Origin of the sequence: Kineococcus radiotolerans SRS30216 = ATCC BAA-149, assembly GCF_000017305.1 — a bacterium.
Taxonomy (GTDB): Bacteria; Actinomycetota; Actinomycetes; order Actinomycetales; family Kineococcaceae; genus Kineococcus; species Kineococcus radiotolerans.
Window position 1 is genome coordinate 2,174,431 of sequence record NC_009664.2, and the last position, 20,055, is coordinate 2,194,485.

The window sequence follows — 20,055 nt, forward strand, 5'->3', positions numbered from 1 at the left end:
AATCCGCGCACCGTACTCTTCCCGTGTTTCCCGCGTGTTTCCCGCGCGGGAGTTCCTGCGGAAACGTCGAGACCGAGCACGGAGGACCCGTCCATGCCCCCCGAGGCCCCCACCCGCGCCCCCTGGCACCTGGCCCTCATGCTGGCCCTGACGTTCTCGACGGGGATCGTCGACGCGGTCGGCTACCTCGGGCTGGACCGGGTGTTCACCGCGAACATGACCGGCAACGTCGTGATCCTGGGGATGGCCCTCACCGGCTCGGAGGACCTGCCGATCCTCGGCCCGGTGCTCGCCCTGCTCGGCTTCCTCGCCGGCGCGGCCGTGGTGGGCCGGGTCCTGCGCCGGGCCGCGAAGGGGTGGACGACGGCCTCCACCGTCGTGTTCGCGGTGGTCGGGGTGGCCCTGGGGGCGCTGGCCGCGGTCGTCGCGGCGCTGCCCGGGGTGCCCGTCGAGGCGGGCTCGACGCCGCCGGCGGCCGCGCTCGTCGTCACCACCGCCCTCGGGGTCGTCATGGGCGGGCAGGCCGCGGCGGCCCGCCGGCTGGCGGTGAAGGACGTCACGACGGTGGTCGTCACCTCCACCCTCACCGGGCTGGCCGCCGACTCCCGCCTCGCCGGGGGCGACGGCGCGGGGTGGCGCCGTCGGGTGGGCGCCGTGGCGCTGATCCTCGCCGGGGCCGCGGTGGGCGCGGCGCTGCTGCGCTGGCACGTCGGGGCGGGCCTCGCCCTCGCCGGCCTGATCACCGTCGTCGTGGCGGGGCTGGGGCACCGGAAGGCCCGCTGAGCACGCCCGGCGGGGCAGGGCGGTGGCGGTCCGCGCGCGGGGGGTGCAGCATCATCGGGCACGACCGAGCCCAGCCGGAACCGCAGGAGTGACGAGGAAGCCATGACGAACCCGCGCGCAGGACAGCACGCCGAACCCTCGGACCTCATCGACGTCGCCCACGTCGTCACGGCCTACTACGCCACCACGCCGGACCCCTCCGACGTCGGCCAGCGCGTCGCCTTCGGCACCTCCGGGCACCGCGGCTCCAGCCTCGACGGCGCCTTCAACGAGCACCACATCCTCGCCACGACCCAGGCGATCGTGGACTACCGCCGCGAGCAGGGCTACGACGGCCCGCTGTTCATCGGCCGCGACACCCACGCCCTCTCCGAGCCGGCCTGGGTCTCGGCGCTGGAGGTCCTCGCCGCCAACGACGTCACCGTCCTCGTCGACGACCGCGACTCGTGGACGCCGACGCCGGCGGTCTCGCACGCGATCCTGCGCGCCAACCGCGGCCCCTCGGGCGTGCGCACCACCGGCTCCGGCCTGGCCGACGGCATCGTCGTCACCCCCTCGCACAACCCCCCGCGCGACGGCGGGTTCAAGTACAACCCGCCCAACGGCGGCCCGGCCGACACCGACGCGACCGGCTGGATCGCGAGGAAGGCCAACGCCTACCTCGAGGCCGGCCTCGACGGGGTGCGCCGGGTGCCGTTCGCGAAGGCCCGCGCCGCCGCGCAGGGCTACGACTTCCTCGGCACCTACGTCGACGACCTGCCGAACGTGCTGGACATCGACGCGATCCGCGACGCCGGCATCCGCATCGGCGCCGACCCCCTGGGCGGGGCGAGCGTGGAGTTCTGGCAGGAGATCGCCGACCGCCACCGCCTGGACCTCACCGTGGTGAACCCGCTGGTCGACCCGACCTGGCGCTTCATGACGCTGGACTGGGACGGCAAGATCCGGATGGACTGCTCCTCGCCGGCGGCGATGCACTCCCTCATCGACCGCCGCTCGGAGTTCCAGATCGCCACCGGCAACGACGCCGACTCCGACCGGCACGGCATCGTCACCCCCGACGCGGGGCTGATGAACCCCAACCACTACCTCGCCGTCGCGATCCAGTACCTCTTCGGCGCCCGCACGGGCTGGCCGCAGAGCGCGGCCATCGGCAAGACGCTGGTGTCCAGCTCGATGATCGACCGGGTCGCGGCGTCGCTGGGCCGGGAACTGCTGGAGGTCCCCGTCGGGTTCAAGTGGTTCGTCCCCGGCCTGCTGGACGCCTCCGTCGGCTTCGGCGGCGAGGAGAGCGCCGGCGCCTCGTTCCTGCGCAAGGACGGGTCGGTGTGGAGCACCGACAAGGACGGCATCCTGCTGGCCCTGCTCGCCTCCGAGATCACGGCGGTGACGGGCCGGACCCCGAGCGAGCACTACGGCGACCTGATCGCGAAGTTCGGCCGCCCGCAGTACGTGCGCAGCGACGCGGCCGCGACCCGCGAGCAGAAGGCGACGCTGTCGAAGCTGTCGGCCGACCAGGTCGGCGCCACCGAGCTGGCCGGGGAGTCGATCACCGCGAAGCTCACCGAGGCCCCCGGCAACGGCGCGGCCATCGGCGGTCTCAAGGTCGTCACCGAGAACGCGTGGTTCGCGGCCCGGCCCTCGGGCACCGAGGACGTGTACAAGATCTACGCGGAGTCCTTCAAGGGGGCCGACCACCTGCGCCACGTGCAGCACGAGGCGCAGGAACTCGTCGACGGGGTCCTCTCGGGGAAGTGACGGGCGCACGATGACGAGGGTCGACCAGTGGACGTGGGCGGTGCGGCTCTACAAGAGCCGCTCGCTCGCGACCGCTGCGGTGAAGGCGGGTCACGTGCGGGTCAACGACGAGCGCGCGAAACCTTCCACCAGCGTGCACGTCGGCGACGAGGTGCGGGTGCGGGCCGAGGGCTACGAGAAGGTCTTCGAGGTCGTGCAGCTGCTGGAGAAGCGGGTGGGCGCCCCCATCGCGCAGGCCGCCTACGTCGACCACTCCCCGCCGCCCCCGCCGCGGGACGAGTTCTTCGGCGCGTTCGGCACCCGCGAGCGCGGGGCCGGGCGCCCGACGAAGCGGGACCGCCGCGAGCTGGACCGCCTCCGCGCCCCCGAGCGCGGCCAGGACTGACCCGCCCCCGCCCGGGGCGGGTCAGGCCCTGGGCAGGTCCTGGAGCCAGCTCTCGACCTCGGCGAGGGTGAGGACGGGACCCGCGGCGCCGAAGGCGATCCGGGCGTCCTTCTCCCCCGGCTTGCCGCTGGTCAGCAGGTAGCCCGGGTGGCGCTTCGTGGGGGCCTCCAGGGTCCAGCCCTTGGCCTTGGCGAGCTTGCGCAGCCGGTCGAACCGCGCGTCGTCGGCGGGAGTCGTCCCGGCCATCAGGAGGCCCACGAGCACTCGGCGGGCGGGCTCGCCTCGTGGTGCTCCTCGGCGATGCGGATGATCTCGTTCAGCCGGTCGCGGGCCCCGGTGAGCTCGTCGATCTGGGCCTGGACCCGGTCGCGCTCCTCGGCGAGCTTGGCCCGCATGCCCGGGGTGGTGCGCCCGGAGTCCATGCAGGGCAGGATCCGCAGCACGGAGCGGCTGGGGAGCCCCGCGGAGTAGAGGAGCTGGATGAACCTCACCCGGTCCACGGCGGACTCCGGGTAGTGCCGCTGCCCGCTGGGGCTGCGCTCGGCGGTGAGCAGGCCCTGCTCCTCGTAGTAGCGCAGCGCGCGGACGCTGACGCCCGCCGCCGCGGCGACCTCTCCGATGCGCACTGGGCCTCCCGGGTGAACGGACCCTCGAGCGGAGTTGACCCTGACGTCAACGTGAGGTCCTAGCGTAGCCGTCATGGACATCAGCCACGCCACCGCGCTCGTCACGGGCGCCAACCGCGGCATCGGCCGCGCCCTCGCCGTCGAGCTGCTCGCCCGCGGCGCGAAGGTCTACGCCGCCGCCCGCCGCCCCGAGACCGTCGACCTGCCCGGGGTCGAGGTCCTCGCCCTCGACGTCACCGACCCCGCCGCCGTCGCCGACGCCGCCCGCGCGGCCGCCGACGTGGACCTCCTCGTCAACAACGCCGGGATCACCACCGGCGCGACCCTCCTCGGCGACCTCGACGGGGTGCGCGCGGAGCTGGACGTCAACTTCTGGGGGACCCTCTCGATGGTCCGGGCCTTCGCCCCGGTCCTCGCCGCGAACGGCGGGGGCGCCGTGGTGAACATCGCCTCGGCCCTGTCCTGGTTCGCCTTCCCCGGCGCCGGCGCCTACGCCGTCTCCAAGGCGGCGAACTGGAACATGAGCAACGCGCTGCGCCTGGAACTGGCCGGGCAGGGCACGCTCGTCACCTCCGTCCACCTCGGCGCGGCCGACACCGACATGATGAAGGACTACGACGGCCCGAAGATCGATCCGGCCGAGGTCGCCCGCCGCACCCTCGACGGGGTGGCCGCCGGGGACCTCGAGGTCGTCGCCGACGAGTGGAGCGCCATGATCAAGGCGAGCCTGGCGAAGGACCCGCGGGAATTCTACGGGCAGTTCCTCGGGAACTGACGTTCTCCCGGAGTTCCGCCGGCGGTCACTCGGGGGGAACGCGGCCGGAGCACACTCCGGGGCGTGACCCCGCCCACGACCTCCACCGACCGCCGCCGGTTCCTCGCGGCCACCGGCGCCGTGGCCGGGCTCGCCGCGGCGACCAGCCTCGGGGTGAGCCCGGCCTCGGCCTCCAGCGCGGTGCGCCGCGGGGACGACCCGTTCACCCTGGGGATCGCCTCGGGCGACCCCGCACCGGACGGTTTCGTGCTGTGGACGCGCCTGGCCCCGGACCCCTTCAGCGCCGACGGCGGGATGGGTTCGGCCGCCGTGCGCGTGGAGTGGCGGGTGTGCGAGGACGAGGCGATGCGCCGCGAGGTCGCCCGCGGGCGGGAACTCGCCACGCCGGAGCTCGCGCACTCCGTCCACGTGGAGGTCCACGGGTTGCGGCCCGACCGCGAGTACTTCTACCAGTTCCGCTACCAGCGCGGGACCTCCCCGGTCGGGCGCACCCGCACCCTGCCGCTGCCGTGGCGGTGCCCGCCGTCGATGTCGTTCGCGTTCGTCTCCTGCCAGGACCACGCCTCGGGCTACTACCCGTCGTTCGCGGACATCGCCGCGCAGGACCTCGACCTCGTCGTGCACCTCGGCGACTACGTCTACGAGGGCGACGTCGACGCCCGCGGCGGGTACCGCGACGCCCCCGTCCCCGAACCCGCGCGGGCGGCCCCGAGGACGCTGGAGCAGTGGCGCTACCGCTACGCCCTCTACAAGAGCGACCCGCAGCTGCGGGCCGCGCACGCCCGGCACCCGTTCGTCGTCACCTGGGACGACCACGAGGTCGTCAACGACTACGCGGGGACCGCCGCGGCCGGGCAGCCCGACCTCTCGGACCTGCGCGCCGCCGCCTACCAGGCCTACTACGAGCACCAGCCGCTGCGGCGGCGCTCGATCCCCACCCCCCGTGGCGGCCTGCGGCTGCACCGGGGTTTCGAGTACGGGACCCTCGCCGCGTTCAACGTCCTCGACGGCCGCCAGTACCGCGACGTCCCGGCGGGCAGCTGGGGCGAGGGGCCGGAGGTCGTCGACCCGGGCGCCACGATGCTCGGGCACCGCCAGGAACGCTGGCTGGACCGCCGGCTGCGCACGAGCCGGTCGCGCTGGAACGTCCTGGGCAACAACGTCATGGTCTCCCGCCTCGACCACGACGGCCCCACCGGCGACGTCGTGTGGCACGACGCGTGGGACGGCTACCCCGCCGCGCGCGAACGCCTCACCCGCTCGATCCTCGACGCCCGCGTGCGCAACCCGGTGTTCATCACCGGCGACTGGCACTCGACGTTCGTCAACGACGTCCACACCGACTTCGACCGCCCCGACTCCCCCGTCTTCGCCACCGAGTTCGTGGGGACGTCGATCTCCTCCAACGGCGACCGCGAGGTGTACGGGCCGTACTACGGCCCGATGATCGGGTACAACCCGCACATCCGGTTCTTCGACGGCGACCGCCGCGGTTACGTCCGCTGCACCCTCACCGCGCGGGAGTGGCGGACCGAGCTGCGGATGACCCCGACGGTCTCCACCCCCGACGCCCCGACGGAGACGTGGCGCACGTTCGTCGTCGAGGACGGGGTGCCGGGGGCGCAGGAGGTCTAGTGCGCGGCGGGCCGGGCGAGCACGTCCCGCACGGTCCGCGGTTCCCGGCCCAGGAGGTTCCCGAGGAGGGGGTCCACGCCGGCGAAGAACCCCTCCTCGGCGGCCCGGTGCATCCCGAGGGCGAAGCGCGCGACGAACTCGGGGCGTCCGGCCGCGACCTGGGCCGCGACCCACTCCTCCGGGTCCACGACCTCGACCTCGACGGTGCGCCCGGTGAGTTCCGAGGCGGTCTCGGCCACCTGCGCGAAGGTCGGGGCGGAGTGCGCGGTGAGCGTCACCGGGCCCTCGTGGGGCACGGCCGCGGTGAGGATCACCGCCGCGGCCTCCGCGGCGTCCTCGCGCGCGGTCCACGAGACGGGCCCGTCGGCGGGGACGACGATGCGCCCGGTCTCGCGCCACGGACCGGCCAGCTGGTCGAGGCTGTGGGCGTAGAAACCGTTGCGCAGCGAGGTCCAGGGCAGACCGGAGGCCGCCAGCAGTTCCTCGGTGGCGGCGTGTTCGCGCCCCGGCCCGAACGGGGTGCCCGGCGCCGCCCCCTGGTGACTGGTGTAGAGGACGCGCCCGGCGCCCACCGCCACCGCCGCGTCGACCGCGTGGCGGTGCAGGGCGACCGCGTCGGCACGCGGGTCGCTGGAGGAGACGAGCAGGAGCTGGTCGGCCCCGGCGAACGCGGCGGGCAGCGAGGCCGGGTCGGCGTAGTCGCCGTGGCGGACCTCGATCCCGCGGTCGGCGAAGCGCTGCGCCGCGGCGACGTCGCGGGCGACGACGACGACCTCGGAGGCGGGGACGCGCTGGAGCAGGTGGTCGACGGTGGCGCCGTTGAGGGCTCCGGTCGCTCCGGTGACGACGATCATCGTGGGTCCTCCCGTGGTGTTATCATTGGAAACACGATGAAGGTAACCATGGAATTCCAGCGGTAGCAAGGGTGCGTTATCGTCGGAACGTGACCGAGACCGACCGCCGCGGCGACACCCGCTCGCGGATCGTCGAGGCTGCGGCCCACCTGCTGGGCGAGCACGGACCGGCGGCGGTGACCACCCGGGGGGTCGCCGAGGCCGCCGGGGTCCAGGCCCCCGCCATCTACCGCCTCTTCGGCGACAAGGACGGCCTGCTCGACGCTGTGGCCGAGCACGTCCTGGACACCCACGTCGCCGCCAAGGCCGTCGTCGTCGCGGCGGCCGCGGCCGACGACGTCGACCCGCTGGAGGACCTCCGCTCCGGGTGGCGCGCCCAGATCGAGTTCGGTCTCGCCCACCCGGCCCTGTTCCGGCTGCTCAGCGACCCCGAGCGGGCGCTGAGCTCCCCCGCCGCGGCCGCCGGCCTGCGCGTCCTCCAGGCGCGCGTCCACCGCCTCGCCGCCGCCGGCCGCCTGCGGGTCGCGGAACGGCGCGCCGTGCAGCTCGTCCAGGCCGCCGGCGTCGGCACCACCACCACCCTGCTCTCCCTGCCGCCGCAGGAGCGCGACCCCGCGCTCGCGGACGCGATGCTCGAGGCGGTGCTCGCGCAGGTCCTCGTCGACGCCCCCCGCCCGGCCGGCGACGGGACGACGGCGGCGGCCGTCGCGTTCCGGGCCCTGGCCCCCGACCTGCCCGCCCTCACCGACGGCGAGCGCCGGCTCCTGGGGGAGTGGCTGGACCGGGTGGTCGCGGCCGGGTAGCGGCCCGGGTCGCCGGCGCGCCGGGTCGACGGCGCGCCGGTCCCGGGTGGCGCGGTGGGCGCGGGCGCGGTCGGATGCGGGGAGCCACCACCCGTCGGGGACCGCGACCCGGCCCCGGCACCACCTCGAGGAGACCGCTGTGATCAAGACGCTGCACGACGCCGGGATCAGGTCCGAGTGGGCCTACACCGCCGGGTTCGCCAGCATCGGCCTGTCCTTCCTGGCCTGGACGATCTCGCGCCAGAAGGAGGACGCCAGCCTGGCCCGCGCCGACCGCTGGGGCATCTTCGTCGGGCACTGGGCCCCGACGTTCTTCGGCGTGGGCAACGCCCTGCGCGGCTACGAGAAGGACTGACCCGCCCCTGACCCGCCCCGACCCACCGGGGGCCCTGACCGCCCGGTGAGCGGGCGGTCAGGCCCAGGGCAGCGTGCTGCGCGTGCGCCAGTACGCCGCCGGTTCCTCCACGACCCCGGCGGGCACCACCGCCGGGGGCCGGGCCGCGAGGTTCTGTTCGAGCTGCGCGGTCGTCACCGCGCCGCTGAGCACCACGTCGGCGAAGGGCTGGGCGAGCACCGCGCCGAGGGCGAAGGCGTCGGGGGTCTGCCCGTCCAGCGCGGCCAGCCGCGCCACCTCCGCCGGCGCCCCGCGCGCGGTGAGGCGGCCGTTGGCGACCCCCTCCTTCACCACGACGAGCCACCCCGCGTCGTGGGCGCGCGCCAGCGCCGGGCCCACCGAGCGCTCCAGCAGGTTCCACGTGGACTGCACGACGCTGAAGGGGTTGCCGGGCAGGGCGAGGGCGCGCTCGACGACGTCCCCCTGGGCCGGGCCGCTGGTGGAGATCCCGACCCGCACGCCCGCACCGGCCAGGGCGCGCAGCCGGTCCAGGAGCACCGCGTCCGCCAGGGCCGGGCTGTCCGGGGTCACCGAGTGGACCAGGTAGGTGTCCGGGGGACCGCCGAGGGCCTCCAGCGTCTGCGGCCACTGCCGGTCCAGGACCTGCGGGCGGTGGTCCTTGCGCTCGTGCAGCGGGGCGTCCAGGCTCCACCCGCCGACGTACTCGTAGCCCCACTTGGAGCCGACCGTCAGCTGCGCGCGCCGGCCGGGGTGCGCGGCGAGCCAGCTGCCGAGGAACCGCTCGGCGAGGCCGTAGGAGCGCGCGGCGTCGACGTGGCGGACGCCCAGCTCGAAGGCCCGGTCCAGCAGCCGGTGCGACCTGGCCTCCAGGTCCTCGACGGAGCGCGCCGCGGCGAGGTCCTCGGAGCGGCCCAGCGTGATGTAGGCGGGGCGCCCGACCGCGGCCAGCCCGAGCCCCAGCCGGTGCACCCACGGAGTCGTCCCGGTCACCCCGGTAGCGTAGGCGCGGGCATGATCTGACCCCCCACCGAGTTGGAGACGCACATGAGCAACGCCCTGGGCGCCACCACGAGCGCCGGCCCCACCGTCTTCGTCGTGTACGGCGCCACCGGTGACCTGGCCAAGCGTCTCGTCATGCCGGGCTTCGCCGCCCTGGCCGCTGCGGACCTGCTCCCCGAGAAGTGGATCCTCATCGGCAGCGGCCGTCGCGCCCAGCCCGTCGACGCCTACCGCGAGCACGTCCGCGCCGGTCTGCAGGAGTTCGGCAAGGTCGGCGACGAGGTCGTCGACTCGATCCTCCCGGGCCTGCGCTTCGCCGGTGGCGGTTTCACCGCCGACGACCCGGGTGAGCTCCTCGACGCCGTCCGCGACGCCCGCGCGGAGATCGGCGAGGACGCGCAGCTCGTGCACTACCTGGCGCTGCCGCCGTCGACCTTCCAGGACTACACCCGGGCCATCGCCGCGCACGGCCTGGCCGAGGGGTCCCGCGTCGTCTACGAGAAGCCCTACGGCACCTCCCCGGAGTCCTTCGAGGAGCTCGACCAGCTCGTGCAGTCGGTGTTCGACGAGCAGCAGGTGTTCCGCATCGACCACTTCCTCGGCAAGGAGGCGACCCAGCAGCTGCACGTGCTGCGCTTCGCCAACCGCATGATCGAGCAGCTGTGGAGCAACGAGCACGTCGCGCAGGTGCAGATCGACGTCCCCGAGGTCCTCGGCGTCGACGACCGCGCCACGTTCTACGACGAGACCGGCGCGACGCTGGACATGCTCGTCACCCACCTCCTGCAGGTGGCGGCCGAGGTCGCCCTCGACCCGCCCGCGGACTGGACCTCCGACGCGCTGGCCCAGGCCCGCGAGGACGTCCTGGCGAAGTTCCGCCCGCTGGACCCCGCCGAGGTCGTCCTCGGCCAGGGCAGCGGGTACCAGGAGATCGAGGACGTCCGCGAGGGGTCGACCACCGACACCTTCGTCGCGGCCAAGGTCTGGGTCGACACCGAGCGCTGGCGGGGCGTCCCGTTCGTCCTGCGCACCGGGAAGAAGCTGGCCGAGAGCCACCAGCACGTGACGCTGGTCTTCAAGCGGCCCTCCAACAGCCCGCAGAAGGACGCCGACGCCGCCCCCGAGACGCTCACGTTCACGTTGAGCGGCAACGGTTCCGTCTTCGCCGGGGTCACCGCGCGCCGTCCCGGGGTCTCCGACGACCTGGTTCCGGGCAAGCTGTACCTGGACCTGGCGGAACTGCCCAACGCCGAGCCGCTGCCGCCCTACGCCGCGCTGCTGCGCGACGTCCTCATCGGCGACCGCGCGCTGTTCACCACCTCCGACGGGCTGCGCGACGCGTGGCGGGTGGCCTGCCCGCTGCTGGCCCACCGTCCCGAGCTGCTGCCCTACGAGCCCGGCACGTGGGGCCCGGACGCGGCCGAGGAGATCGCCGCCCCCTACGGCTGGCTGACCGAGCAGCACCGCTGAGGACCCGCCGGGGCGGGTGACGGGGCCGGGGACGGCCGACCGGCCCCCCGCCCCGGCGGGACGACCCCCGGTCCTCCCCGGCGCCGCGCGGGCGCACCCGGGCGCCGCGGCGTCAGGCCGTGGGCCGCTGGACGGGGGGGACGACCGGCGCGTCGTCGCCGGGCACGAGCACCCACAGCAGCGGGTAGACCAGCAGCTGGCTGCCGGGGACCAGGACGAGGGTGGCGACGAAGAGGGCGCGCACGGCCCAGGGGTCGAGCCCGAAGCGCCGGGCCAGGCCGGCGCAGACACCGCCGACGAGGCGCCCCTCGCGGGGGCGGACGAGTCCCTGGCGGGCGAAGGTGGCGTGGACGGCGTTCACGGTGGGCTCCTCGGGTCCGGGACCCGCGGGGAGCGGGTCCGACGTGACCACGGTGGCCCGGGCGGGGGTGCGGGGGCATCGGGGACGGACCCTGAGCGGTCCCTGACCCGACCCCGGTGCGCGACCCGCTGAGGGTCAGCGCGCGTCGCGGGTGTCGCGGTCGACCTGGGGAGCCGGGGCGGCGGCGGGAGCGGGCAGGGGCTGGGGGGCCGGGGCCTGGTGGGTCTGGACCTGGAGGAAGGGGACCGGGCCGGCGGGCTGCTCGAAGACCTGCACGACCCACAGGCGCCCGTCGCCGGAGCGGACCGCGCCGAGGCCGACGACGCTGACCTCGGGGCGGAGGATGTTCGCGCGGTGGCCCGGGGAGGCCATGAAGGCGCCCTGGAGCTGGTCGCTGTCCGCGCCGACCCCGACGTTCTCCGCGACGAGGGACCAGCCGCGCATCTGCACCGACAGGTCGGGGTTGTGGTGGAGGTTCGCCTCGCCGGCCATCCGGAAGGCCCAGTCGGTCGCGACCCGGTTCGCCTCCTCGGTGAGGCCGAGGGCGGGCAGACCGGCCTGGGCCCGGGCGGAGTTGACGAGCTCGTAGGAGCGCCACGCCGCGCCGCCGTCCCCGGTGAGGGGCGCGGCCGCCTGCGCCGCACCGGCTCCCGCGACGGCACCGGCGGCGGAGGCCAGCAGGGCGACCACGCCCAGGACGCGGGCGCGGCGGGTCGGACGGCGGGTGGCGCGGGGCGAGCGGGCGGTGGTGTCCACGGGGGACCTCCGGACGGTGAGGGGGCGTCGAGGGGGGTGACTCCCCCCATCCCTCGGCCCCGCACCCGCGGACCTGTAGCCCGGACGGGGTGCTCGTGCTCACACCGCGTCGCCGGCCCCGCGGAGGTCCGCGGCCGCGCTCACCCTCCCGGGGGTGCGGGCTGCCCCGTCGGGCACGGTGCGTCAGCACCCGTCCCGGGACCGGGGCCCGTCGTCCCCGGCCCGTCCTCCGGTCCGTCCCGCGGGTCGCGGCGCGGGCGGGGCGTGCGCGCGCGCTCCCGGGCCGCGGAGCCCGCGCTCCAGGTGGCCCCCGCGCTGGCGACGACGACGAGCACGATGCCCAGCGCCGCGAGGAGGGTCAGGGCCTGCCCCAGCAGCGCCCAGCCGGCCAGGGACGCCACGACGGGTTCGAGGCTGAGCAGGACCCCGAAGGTCCGCTGCGGCAGGCGCCGCAGGGCGGCCAGCTCCAGGGAGTACGGCACCACGGAGGCCAGCACGGCCGTGCCGAGGGCGAGCAGCAGCCCGTCGGGGGCCTGCAGGGCCCGCAGGGCGCCGGGGACCCCGACGGGGGCCAGGACCAGGGTCGCCACGGCGGTCGCGACCGCGAGCCCGCCGTGGCCGGGGACCTCCCGCCCCAGTCGTGCCCCGGCCCGGATGTAGCCGGCCCAGAACGCCCCCGCGAGCAGCGCGAACCCCGCCCCGACGGGGTCCAGGCCGTCGCCGTGCGTCTCCCCCGCCACCCCGAGCACCCCGACGCCGGCCAGGGCGAGCCCCACCCAGAGGAGGTCGCGCGCGCGCCGGGAGGTCGCCGCGGCCAGGGCCAGCGGCCCCAGGAACTCGATGGTGACGGCCGTGCCGAGGTCGATGCGCGAGAGCGCGGTGTAGAACGACAGGTTCATCCCGGCCAGCGCCAGCCCCAGTGCCGCCGCGGCCCGCCACTGCCCGCGGGTCCAGCCGCGCACGCGCGGGCGGACGACGAGCAGCAGGACGAGGGCCGCCAGCCCCAGCCGCAGGAACGTCGTGCCGGTGCTGCCGCCGAGGGCGAAGAGGTGCACGGCGAGCGCGGCGCCGATCTGCAGCGACGTGCAGGAGCCGAGGACGAGGAGGACGGGACCCACCCGGCTACTCTCACGGGCGGCGAACGGCCTGTCCAGCGAATGTCTCCGGGCGGTACCGTTCAGCTCTGCTGAACGATCGGGGTGCCCGTGCTGGACGTCCACCGCCTCCGGCTGCTGCGCGAGCTGCACCGGCGGGGAACGCTGGCCGCGGTCGCCGCGGCCCTGGGCTACAGCCCCTCGGCCGTCTCCCAGCAGCTGTCGCAGCTGGAGGCCGAGGCCGGGGTGCCCCTGCTGGAGAAGGTGGGGCGCGGGGTCGCGCTGACCGCCGCGGCGCGGGTCCTGGTGGGGCACGCGGACGCCGTGCTGGCCCAGCTCGAGCGCGCCGAGGCCGACCTCGCCGCCCTGCACGACGACGTGACCGGCACCCTGCGGGTGGCCAGCTTCCAGTCGGTGCTCTTCGTGCTGGTGCCCGCCGCGCTCACGCGGCTGGCGCGCTCGCACCCGGCGCTGCGGGTGGAGATCGGCCAGCACGAGCCCGGCCCGGCGTTCTCGCTGCTGGCCGCGCACGACGTCGACCTGGTCCTGGGCGAGGAGTACCCGGGGTACCCGCAGCCGCGGGCGGCCGACGCCGACGACGAGGACCTGGTGCTCGACGAGCTGCGGCTCGCCGTCCCGCGCGAGGGCCCGTGGTCGGGGGTGCGGTCGCTGGCCGACGTGGCCGGCGCCCCGTGGGTCGTGGAGCCGCGCGGCACCGAACCGGGGGCGTGGGGCGTGGCGGAGTGCCGCCGGGCGGGGTTCGAGCCCGACGCCCGGATCAGCAGCCCGGACGTGCTGCTGCACGTCCGCCTCGTCGAGACCGGGCACGTCGTGGCGCTGCTGCCCGACCTGGCCTGGGCCGGGCGCCGGCCCGCGCTGCGGCTGGTCGACCTGCCCGGCCACCCGGCCCGCCGCCTGTTCACCCGGGTCCGGCGGGGGGCGGCGGGCCGGCCCGCGGTGCAGGCGTTCCGGCGGGCGCTGCGGGAGGCGGCGGCCGAGGTGGGCGCCGGGGTGGCGGTTACGCCTGGACGAAGGGCAGCAGGACCGCGTTGACCTCGTCGGCGTGGGTCCAGAGCATCCCGTGCGGGGCGCCCTCGATCTCCTGGTAGTGCGCCTCGGGGAAGGCGGCGTGGAAGGGGCGCCCGGTGGCGTCGATGGGCAGGGTGCGGTCCGCGGTGCCGTGGACGATGAGGGTGGGCTTGCCGCTGGCGCGCACGGCGGCGACGTCGGCGGTGAAGTCCTCGACCCAGGTGGGGACGACGGCGTGGGCGGCGACCGGGGCGCTGGCGGTGGCGGTGTTCCAGCTCGCGTCCACGGCCTGCTGGGAGATGCGCGTGCCGAGGTTCTCGTCGAGGTTGTAGAAGTCCTGGTAGAAGGCCGTGAACCAGGCGAAGCGGTCGGCCTTGGCCTGCGCCTCGATGCCGTCGAACAGCGACTGCGGCACGCCCTGCCCGAGCATCCCGGGTTCCAGGGAGGCGAGGAAGGCGAACTTCGCGATGCGCTCGGTGCCGAAGAGCTTGGCGTAGCGGGCGAGCTCGCCGGTGCCCATGGAGAACCCGACGAGGACGACGTCGGTGAGGTCCAGGGTGGTGAGGACGGCGTTCAGGTCGGCGGCGAAGGTGTCGTAGTCGTAGCCGGTCTCGACCTTGGAGGAGCGGCCGAACCCGCGGCGGTCGTAGGTGACGACCCGGTACCCGGCGGCGCGCAGCTCGCGGGCCTGGCGCTCCCAGGAGGACCCGTCGAGGGGGTAGCCGTGGATGAGGACGACGGCCTGGCCGGTCCCGTGGTCCTCGTAGTACAGCTCGACCGGGGTCGAGTTCTCCTGGCCGACGGTGATGGTGCCCATGGTCGTCTCCTCCTGGACCGGACCTGAGAACGGTCGTTCTCTGGCGATGGCCCTACAGTAGAGAACGCTGGTTCTCGATGCAACCCCCGGGAGGGGAACGATGGTGACCGACGTGGCGGCGGACCGGACGCGCGTCCTGGAGGCGGCCGACCGGCTCTTCAACGCCCGGGGGGTCCAGGCCGTCGGCATGGACGCCGTGCGGGCGGCGGCCGGGGTCCCGCTCAAGCGCCTCTACGCGGCGTTCCCGTCCAAGGACGCCCTCGTGGTGGCCGTGCTGCAGCGGCGCAGCGGCACCTGGGACGCGGGCATCGCCGCGGCGAGCGCCACCGCGGCCTCGCCGCGCGAGCGCCTGCTCGCCGTCTACGACTTCCTGGGCGAGTGGTTCCGCAGCGACGACTTCCGCGGCTGCGCCTTCATCAACGCCTTCGGCGAGCTCGGCGGGGTCTCCCCCGCCGTGGCCGACGCCGTGCGCGCGCAGAAGGAGTCCTTCCAGCGCTACGTGGCCGGGCTCGTCGAGGAGCTGGGCGCACCGCCGGCGCTGGCCACCCAGCTCGCCCTGCTGGCCGAGGGGGCCCAGACGACCGCCGCGATCGGGGACGCCCCCGAGGTCGCCGAGCACGCCCGCGCCGCGGCCGGGACGCTCATCGACGCGGTGCTGGCCGCCCCGACAGCCTGACGTCGCCGCCCACCACCGACACGTCGTCCACGTCGAGCCCGACGGCGTCGGCGATCGTCGTGATCCCGGTGCCCGCGAGCGCGGCCGGGCCCGCGCCCAGCAGCGTCGGCGCGACGTAGGCGGTGACGCGGTCCACCAGCCCGGCGGCGAGGAACGCGCCGGCGAGGGTGGGCCCGCCCTCCAGCAGCACCGAGACCACGCCCCGCTCGTGCAGCTCCGCCAGCAGGTCCGCGGGGGTCGCGGCGGTGGACACCAGCGTCGGGGCGGACCCGTCGAGCACCGCGGCCGTCGCCGGCACCCGGCCGCGGCGGTCCACCACGACCCGCAGCGGCTGGCGCGCGGAGAGCGTCCCGTCCGGTTCGCGGGCGGTCAGGCGGGGGTCGTCGGCGAGGACCGTCCCCGACCCGGCGACGACGGCGTCGACGCGGCGGCGCAGGTCGTGGACCTGCCCGCGCGAGGCCGCCGAGGAGATCCACCGGCTGGTGCCGTCGGCGGCGGCGGAGCGGCCGTCGAGGGTGGCCGCGAACTTCCACAGCACGTGCGGCCGGTGCCGGCGCGCGGAGGTCAGCCACGCCTCGTTCACCCGTTCGGCCTCCTCGGCCAGGACCCCGGCGACGACCTCGACCCCGGCCGCGCGCAGCTCCCGCGCGCCCCCGCCGGCGAGGGCGCCGGGGTCGGCGACGGCGAACACGACCCGGGCGATCCCCGCGCGCAGCAGCGCCTGCACGCACGGCCCGGTGCGCCCGGTGTGGTTGCAGGGTTCCAGCGTCACGTACGCCGTCCCGCCGCGGGCCCGGTCCCCCGCGGCGGCGAGGGCGTTCACCTCCGCGTGCGGGCCGCCGGCCCGCTCGTGCCAGCCCTCCCCGGCGACCTCGCCGGCGGCGTCGAGGACGACGCAGCCGACCACGGGGTTCGGGCTGGTGGTCCCCAGACCGCGGGCGGCCAGCGCGACCGCCCGCGCCATGACCTCGCGGTCGGGCATCAGCCGGCCAGGTCGAGGGTGTGCGAGGTGTGGTCGCGCTTGGCCCGCAGGTAGCGGGCGTTGGACGCCGAGAGGTGGACCCCGGTGGGGACGCGGCGCTCCACGGCGATGCCGTGCCGGACGAGCTGCTCGGCCTTGTCGGGGTTGTTGCTGAGCAGGGCGATGCGCTCCACCCCGAGGGCGTCGAGCATCTGCGCGGCCACGGCGTAGTCGCGCTCGTCCTCCCCGCGCCCGAGCGCGAGGTTCGCCTCGTAGGTGTCCAGCCCGCTGTCCTGCAGGGCGTAGGCATCGAGCTTGGCGTACAGGCCGATGCCGCGGCCCTCCTGGCGCAGGTACAGCAGGAACCCGCCGGTGGTGGCGATCCGCTCCACGGCCTCGCGCAGCTGGGGGCCGCAGTCGCAGCGCTCGGAGCCGAAGACGTCCCCGGTGAGGCACTCGCTGTGGGGACGCACCAGCGGGGTGCTCTGCTGCCGCCAGTCCCCCAGGCCCAGGGCGAGGTGCTCCTTGCCGTCGACCAGACCGGTGAAGGTGTGCACGCGGGCGGTCGTCCCGTAGCCGTCGGCGAAGCGCAGCGGGACGTCCACGGCGGTGCGCACGGTCGCGAGGGGGGTGTCGGTCACGGGGTTTCCTCGTCTCGTGTCGGGCGGCGCGCTCGCGGGGACCGCGCCGCCGGTCGGGGAGGTCCTCGGGAGGACGGTCTCACGACCCGCGGCCCGGGGGCGGCCCCCCGGGTCCCCGCGGCGGGGACCCGCTGCTCCGATCGACAGTAGACCCGTGAACTTGAGCCGTCAACGACTCGGTCGGCGAGCGGGTCCCGCGGGCCGCGGAGACCGAGCGCCGCCGCGGGCCCCGGAGTAGGTTCGGGGGGTGGGACTCGACAAGGGCCGCGCGCTGCGGACGATCAGCTACAACCTCCACGAGGGTCGGGCGACGGTCGAGCTGGCCGCGCTGGCCTCCGCGCACGAGGTGGACGCGCTGTGCCTGCAGGAGTGCGACACCCGCAGGCTGCCCGAGACCGTCGGCCCGCTCGTCCTGGCCGGGGCCACCCAGCGCAACCGCCTCGGCCTGGCGCTGTACTACCGGCCCGAGCGGCTGCACGCCCACGGCCACGAGCTGCGCCCGCTGCGCCGCTCCATGCACGACCGCTTCCTGTCCCCCGCCCACGAGCGGCTGCTCGCCGTGCGCTTCGAGGACCTGCACGACGACGGCGCCCTGCTGACCCTGGCCTCCATCCACACCGCCCCGCTGTCGGCCACCAACGCGATGCGCCGGCACCAGATCACCGAGGCGCTGGGGGCCATCCGCGCCGCCGCCCACGGCAGCTCCGCCCTCGTCGTCGGGGACTTCAACTACCCCTGGTTCGCGAGCTCGCTGACCCGGCGGCTGAGCGACCAGGGGTTCCAGGTCTCCCACAGCGACCTGCCCACCTACGTGCGCAAGCGCTTCCGGGGGCACTTCGACTTCGCGATCTCCGAGGGCATGGACATCGAGAGCGTGCGGACCCTGGAGCAGGCCGGCTCCGACCACCTGCCGGTCCTGGTGCAGTCGCGGGTGCGGGCGTTCGTGCCCGCGCGCCTCATGGACCGCGGCTGCGCCGGCGGCTGAACCGGCCCGAGGTGTGGGCGGCGCCGGGACGGGGCACGATCGGGGCATGAGCGCTGGCCCCCGCCCGGACGGTCCCCTCGAGGTGGAGGACGCCGAGAACACCTGGCGCGAGGGCTACCCCTACGACGAGAAGATGACCCGCCGCGAGTACGAGCACCTCAAGCGCGGTCTTCAGGTCGAGCTGCTGAAGATGCAGAACTGGGTGAAGCAGACCGAGGAGAAGGTGCTGCTCGTCTTCGAGGGCCGGGACGCGGCGGGCAAGGGCGGCACCATCAAGCGGTTCACCGAGAACCTCAACCCGCGCGGGGCCCGGGTCGTCGCCCTGGACAAGCCCAGCGAGCGCGAGCGGACCCAGTGGTACTTCCAGCGCTACGTGGCGCACCTGCCCAGCGGCGGCGAGATCGTCCTCTTCGACCGGTCCTGGTACAACCGCGCCGGGGTGGAGCGCGTCATGGGTTTCGCCTCACCCGTGGAGTACCTGGAGTTCATGCGCCAGGTCCCCGAGCTGGAGCGGATGTGGGTCCGCAGCGGGATCCGGCTGGTGAAGATGTGGTTCTCCGTCTCCGCCGCCGAGCAGCGCACCCGCTTCGCCCAGCGCGCGCAGGACCCGGTGCGCCGCTGGAAGCTCTCCCCGATGGACCTGGAGTCCCTGGACCGCTGGGACGACTACACCGAGGCCAAGGAGGCGATGTTCTTCTACACCGACACCGCCGACGCGCCGTGGACGACCATCCGCAGCAACGACAAGAAGCGGGCCCGCATCGAGGCCATGCGCCACGTCCTGACGCAGCTGCCCTACACCGGCAAGGACCTCGACGTGGTCGGCGCCCCCGACCCGCTGATCGTCGGTCTCGGGCCCGCCGCGCAGGTGTTCGAGCAGGGGGAGGACCCCGCCCACGTGTTCCCCTCGCTGCGCTCGGTGCCGCCCGGTCCCTGACCGGCGCCTGCGCGCCGCCGTGACAGGATGATCGGCGTGCCGGGACCCGAGGACCTCGACGTCACCGCGGCGCGGTTGTTCGCCGGTCTGCTGCGCCGGGCCCACCTCTCCCGCCCCTCGGACCTGACCGGCGTGGTGATCGAGGAGGCCCGGGACTGCCTCGGCGCCGAGGACGTCGTCGTGTCCCTGGTCAACCACGAGTTCACCGCGCTCGTGCCGGTCCCCAGCCGCCTCTCCCCGCCCCGCCCGCCGCAGCCCGTCGACGGCTCGATGGCCGGGCGGGCCTTCGCCACCACGAGCACCGTCGACGCCGACGCCGAGACCGAGACCGGCGCCGGGGCGGGGCCCCGGGGAGCGCGGCGCCGGGTGTGGGTCCCGCTGCTGGACAGCACCGACCGCATCGGGGTGCTGGAGATGACCCTGCCCGCCCCGGGCGGGCAGGTCGGCGAGGACCTCCTGGCGGTCTGCGAGCGCTACGCGCACCTCGTCGCGCAGACCATCGTCACCAAGGGCCTCTACGGCGACGTCTTCGAGCGGGTGCAGCGCACCCGCCCGATGACCGTCGGCAGCGAGCTGATGCGCGCGATGCTGCCGCCGCTGCTGTACGCCACCGACGGGCTGGTGGTGGCCGGGATGCTGGAACCGGCCTACGACAACGGCGGCGACGCCTTCGACTACGCCGTCAACGAGGACCGGGTGCACCTGGCCGTGTTCGACGGCGTGGGCCACGGGCTGAGCGCCTCCACCGTCACCGCCGTCGCGCTCGCCGCCTACCGCCGCGCCCGCATCGAGGGGGCGCCGCTCGTCGAGGCCCGCGCGGTGATCCACGAGGCGGTCCTCAGCCAGTTCGGCGGGGACCGGCACGTCACCGCGGTGCTGGCCGAGCTGGACCTGCCCACGGGCCGGCTGTCGTGGGTCAGCGCGGGGCACCCCCCGCCGCTGCTGCTGCGCGGCGCCCGGGTGGTCAAGACCCTGGAGGCCGTCCCGTTCTTCCCCCTGGGGTGGGACTTCGGCGGTGAGCCGACCGTCGCCCACGAGCAGCTCGAAGCCGGCGACGCCGTGCTGCTCTACACCGACGGGCTCATCGAGGCCCGCGGCACCGACCGCGCCCTGCTGGGCGTCGAGGGCCTGTCCGGTTTCCTGGAGCAGGAGGCCGCCGCCGGCCAGGCGGCGCCGGAGACGTTGCGGCGCATGCGCCGCGCGGTGCTGCAGCACCAGGACGGGGTGCTGCAGGACGACGCCACCGCCCTGCTGGTGGAGTGGCGCCGCGGCCGCGAGCACCGCCTGGTGCCCCGGACGGTCCTCCCCGGCTGAGCGGCCCGCGCCCCGTCCCCGCCCGCGGGTGAGAAGCTGCT

General features: G+C 75.3%; 23 protein-coding genes. 13 read left to right on the top strand and 10 right to left on the bottom strand.

The annotated features are described in order from the left end of the window. Positions 1 to 93 precede the first annotated feature (93 nt). The 3 genes from KRAD_RS10465 (at position 94) to KRAD_RS10475 (ending at position 2,926) form a co-directional block, all read left to right on the top strand. Positions 94 to 783, top strand: coding sequence for a YoaK family protein (locus tag KRAD_RS10465; RefSeq protein ID WP_012085544.1), 690 nt, complete (start codon positions 94 to 96; stop codon positions 781 to 783). A gap of 102 nt (positions 784 to 885) precedes the next feature. Then, positions 886 to 2,541, top strand: a complete 1,656-nt coding sequence (gene pgm, locus KRAD_RS10470; protein ID WP_012085545.1) for a phosphoglucomutase (alpha-D-glucose-1,6-bisphosphate-dependent) — start codon at positions 886 to 888, stop codon at positions 2,539 to 2,541. 10 nt (positions 2,542 to 2,551) lie between these two features. Then, a complete protein-coding gene (locus KRAD_RS10475; RefSeq protein WP_012085546.1) occupies positions 2,552 to 2,926 on the top strand; it encodes an RNA-binding S4 domain-containing protein in 375 nt (124 codons plus the stop codon). A 21-nt stretch (positions 2,927 to 2,947) separates the two neighbouring features. On the opposite strand, the gene KRAD_RS10480 is transcribed toward KRAD_RS10475, so the two are convergent. Both KRAD_RS10480 and KRAD_RS10485 read right to left on the bottom strand, forming a co-directional pair. After that, positions 2,948 to 3,172 (bottom strand): hypothetical protein, encoded by a 225-nt coding sequence (locus KRAD_RS10480; RefSeq protein ID WP_012085547.1) that lies wholly within the window; start codon positions 3,170 to 3,172, stop codon positions 2,948 to 2,950. Further along, positions 3,172 to 3,552 (bottom strand): MerR family transcriptional regulator, encoded by a 381-nt coding sequence (locus tag KRAD_RS10485; protein WP_012085548.1) that lies wholly within the window; start codon positions 3,550 to 3,552, stop codon positions 3,172 to 3,174. Before KRAD_RS10485 ends, KRAD_RS10480 begins: the two co-directional genes overlap by 1 nt. A 73-nt stretch (positions 3,553 to 3,625) precedes the next feature. Here KRAD_RS10485 and KRAD_RS10490 point away from each other — a divergent pair, with 73 nt between their 5' ends. Together KRAD_RS10490 and KRAD_RS10495 are read left to right on the top strand one after the other, a co-directional pair. After that, on the top strand, positions 3,626 to 4,327 hold the full coding sequence (locus tag KRAD_RS10490; RefSeq protein ID WP_012085549.1) for an SDR family oxidoreductase: 702 nt from the start codon (positions 3,626 to 3,628) through the stop codon (positions 4,325 to 4,327). Between the two features lie 63 nt (positions 4,328 to 4,390). After that, positions 4,391 to 5,962, top strand: coding sequence for an alkaline phosphatase D family protein (locus KRAD_RS10495; protein WP_012085550.1), 1,572 nt, complete (start codon positions 4,391 to 4,393; stop codon positions 5,960 to 5,962). Here the strand turns inward: KRAD_RS10495 and KRAD_RS10500 are convergent. Continuing rightward, positions 5,959 to 6,816 (bottom strand): NmrA family NAD(P)-binding protein, encoded by an 858-nt coding sequence (locus KRAD_RS10500; protein WP_012085551.1) that lies wholly within the window; start codon positions 6,814 to 6,816, stop codon positions 5,959 to 5,961. The genes KRAD_RS10495 and KRAD_RS10500 overlap by 4 nt on opposite strands. A gap of 89 nt (positions 6,817 to 6,905) precedes the next feature. Here KRAD_RS10500 and KRAD_RS10505 point away from each other — a divergent pair, with 89 nt between their 5' ends. Together KRAD_RS10505 and KRAD_RS10510 are read left to right on the top strand one after the other, a co-directional pair. After that, positions 6,906 to 7,619 carry a TetR/AcrR family transcriptional regulator gene (locus KRAD_RS10505; RefSeq protein WP_041292024.1) on the top strand — a complete coding sequence of 238 codons (714 nt, stop codon included), beginning with the start codon at positions 6,906 to 6,908 and terminating at the stop codon, positions 7,617 to 7,619. Positions 7,620 to 7,758: 139 nt separating this feature from the next. After that, positions 7,759 to 7,974, top strand: a complete 216-nt coding sequence (locus KRAD_RS10510; RefSeq protein WP_012085553.1) for a hypothetical protein — start codon at positions 7,759 to 7,761, stop codon at positions 7,972 to 7,974. A gap of 57 nt (positions 7,975 to 8,031) precedes the next feature. On the opposite strand, the gene KRAD_RS10515 is transcribed toward KRAD_RS10510, so the two are convergent. Next, complete coding sequence (locus KRAD_RS10515; RefSeq protein ID WP_041292025.1) at positions 8,032 to 8,964, bottom strand: aldo/keto reductase; 933 nt, start codon at positions 8,962 to 8,964, stop codon at positions 8,032 to 8,034. 54 nt (positions 8,965 to 9,018) lie between these two features. On the opposite strand from KRAD_RS10515, the gene KRAD_RS10520 reads away from it, so the two are divergent. Then, positions 9,019 to 10,443, top strand: coding sequence for a glucose-6-phosphate dehydrogenase (locus KRAD_RS10520; protein ID WP_012085555.1), 1,425 nt, complete (start codon positions 9,019 to 9,021; stop codon positions 10,441 to 10,443). Positions 10,444 to 10,555: 112 nt separating this feature from the next. Here the strand turns inward: KRAD_RS10520 and KRAD_RS10525 are convergent, their stop codons facing one another. The 3 genes from KRAD_RS10525 to KRAD_RS10535 all read right to left on the bottom strand — a co-directional run bounded on the left by KRAD_RS10525 (position 10,556) and on the right by KRAD_RS10535 (position 12,678). Further along, the gene (locus KRAD_RS10525; RefSeq protein WP_012085556.1) at positions 10,556 to 10,804 is read right to left on the bottom strand and encodes a PspC domain-containing protein; all 249 of its coding nucleotides are present in this window, start codon (positions 10,802 to 10,804) and stop codon (positions 10,556 to 10,558) included. Between the two features lie 135 nt (positions 10,805 to 10,939). Beyond that, complete coding sequence (locus tag KRAD_RS24260) at positions 10,940 to 11,560, bottom strand: CAP domain-containing protein (protein ID WP_012085557.1); 621 nt, start codon at positions 11,558 to 11,560, stop codon at positions 10,940 to 10,942. 140 nt (positions 11,561 to 11,700) lie between these two features. Continuing rightward, positions 11,701 to 12,678, bottom strand: a complete 978-nt coding sequence (locus tag KRAD_RS10535; protein ID WP_012085558.1) for an EamA family transporter — start codon at positions 12,676 to 12,678, stop codon at positions 11,701 to 11,703. A gap of 87 nt (positions 12,679 to 12,765) precedes the next feature. Here KRAD_RS10535 and KRAD_RS10540 point away from each other — a divergent pair, with 87 nt between their 5' ends. Continuing rightward, on the top strand, positions 12,766 to 13,707 hold the full coding sequence (locus KRAD_RS10540; protein ID WP_049821463.1) for a LysR family transcriptional regulator: 942 nt from the start codon (positions 12,766 to 12,768) through the stop codon (positions 13,705 to 13,707). On the opposite strand, the gene KRAD_RS10545 is transcribed toward KRAD_RS10540, so the two are convergent. Continuing rightward, a complete protein-coding gene (locus tag KRAD_RS10545; protein WP_012085560.1) occupies positions 13,673 to 14,500 on the bottom strand; it encodes an alpha/beta fold hydrolase in 828 nt (275 codons plus the stop codon). The genes KRAD_RS10540 and KRAD_RS10545 overlap by 35 nt on opposite strands. A gap of 100 nt (positions 14,501 to 14,600) precedes the next feature. On the opposite strand from KRAD_RS10545, the gene KRAD_RS10550 reads away from it, so the two are divergent. Beyond that, positions 14,601 to 15,176: a TetR/AcrR family transcriptional regulator gene (locus KRAD_RS10550; protein ID WP_012085561.1), complete on the top strand. Its 576-nt coding sequence runs from the start codon at positions 14,601 to 14,603 to the stop codon at positions 15,174 to 15,176. Here KRAD_RS10550 and ribD read toward each other — a convergent pair. Together ribD and KRAD_RS10560 are read right to left on the bottom strand one after the other, a co-directional pair. Beyond that, positions 15,142 to 16,158 carry a bifunctional diaminohydroxyphosphoribosylaminopyrimidine deaminase/5-amino-6-(5-phosphoribosylamino)uracil reductase RibD gene (ribD, locus tag KRAD_RS10555; RefSeq protein ID WP_012085562.1) on the bottom strand — a complete coding sequence of 339 codons (1,017 nt, stop codon included), beginning with the start codon at positions 16,156 to 16,158 and terminating at the stop codon, positions 15,142 to 15,144. The genes KRAD_RS10550 and ribD overlap by 35 nt on opposite strands. Next, entirely contained in the window at positions 16,158 to 16,778 is a 621-nt protein-coding gene (locus KRAD_RS10560; protein WP_012085563.1) for a GTP cyclohydrolase II, read from the bottom strand. The genes ribD and KRAD_RS10560 overlap by 1 nt, the downstream gene beginning before the upstream one ends. Positions 16,779 to 17,025: 247 nt before the next feature. On the opposite strand from KRAD_RS10560, the gene KRAD_RS10565 reads away from it, so the two are divergent. Genes KRAD_RS10565 through KRAD_RS10575 form a run of 3 tightly spaced genes read left to right on the top strand, consistent with a single transcriptional unit; the run spans position 17,026 to position 20,014 of the window. Next, the gene (locus tag KRAD_RS10565) at positions 17,026 to 17,763 is read left to right on the top strand and encodes an endonuclease/exonuclease/phosphatase family protein (RefSeq protein WP_012085564.1); all 738 of its coding nucleotides are present in this window, start codon (positions 17,026 to 17,028) and stop codon (positions 17,761 to 17,763) included. A 46-nt stretch (positions 17,764 to 17,809) separates the two neighbouring features. Beyond that, a complete protein-coding gene (gene ppk2, locus KRAD_RS10570) occupies positions 17,810 to 18,700 on the top strand; it encodes a polyphosphate kinase 2 (protein ID WP_012085565.1) in 891 nt (296 codons plus the stop codon). A gap of 36 nt (positions 18,701 to 18,736) precedes the next feature. Continuing rightward, positions 18,737 to 20,014: a PP2C family protein-serine/threonine phosphatase gene (locus tag KRAD_RS10575; RefSeq protein WP_049821155.1), complete on the top strand. Its 1,278-nt coding sequence runs from the start codon at positions 18,737 to 18,739 to the stop codon at positions 20,012 to 20,014. Positions 20,015 to 20,055: the final 41 nt, after the last annotated feature.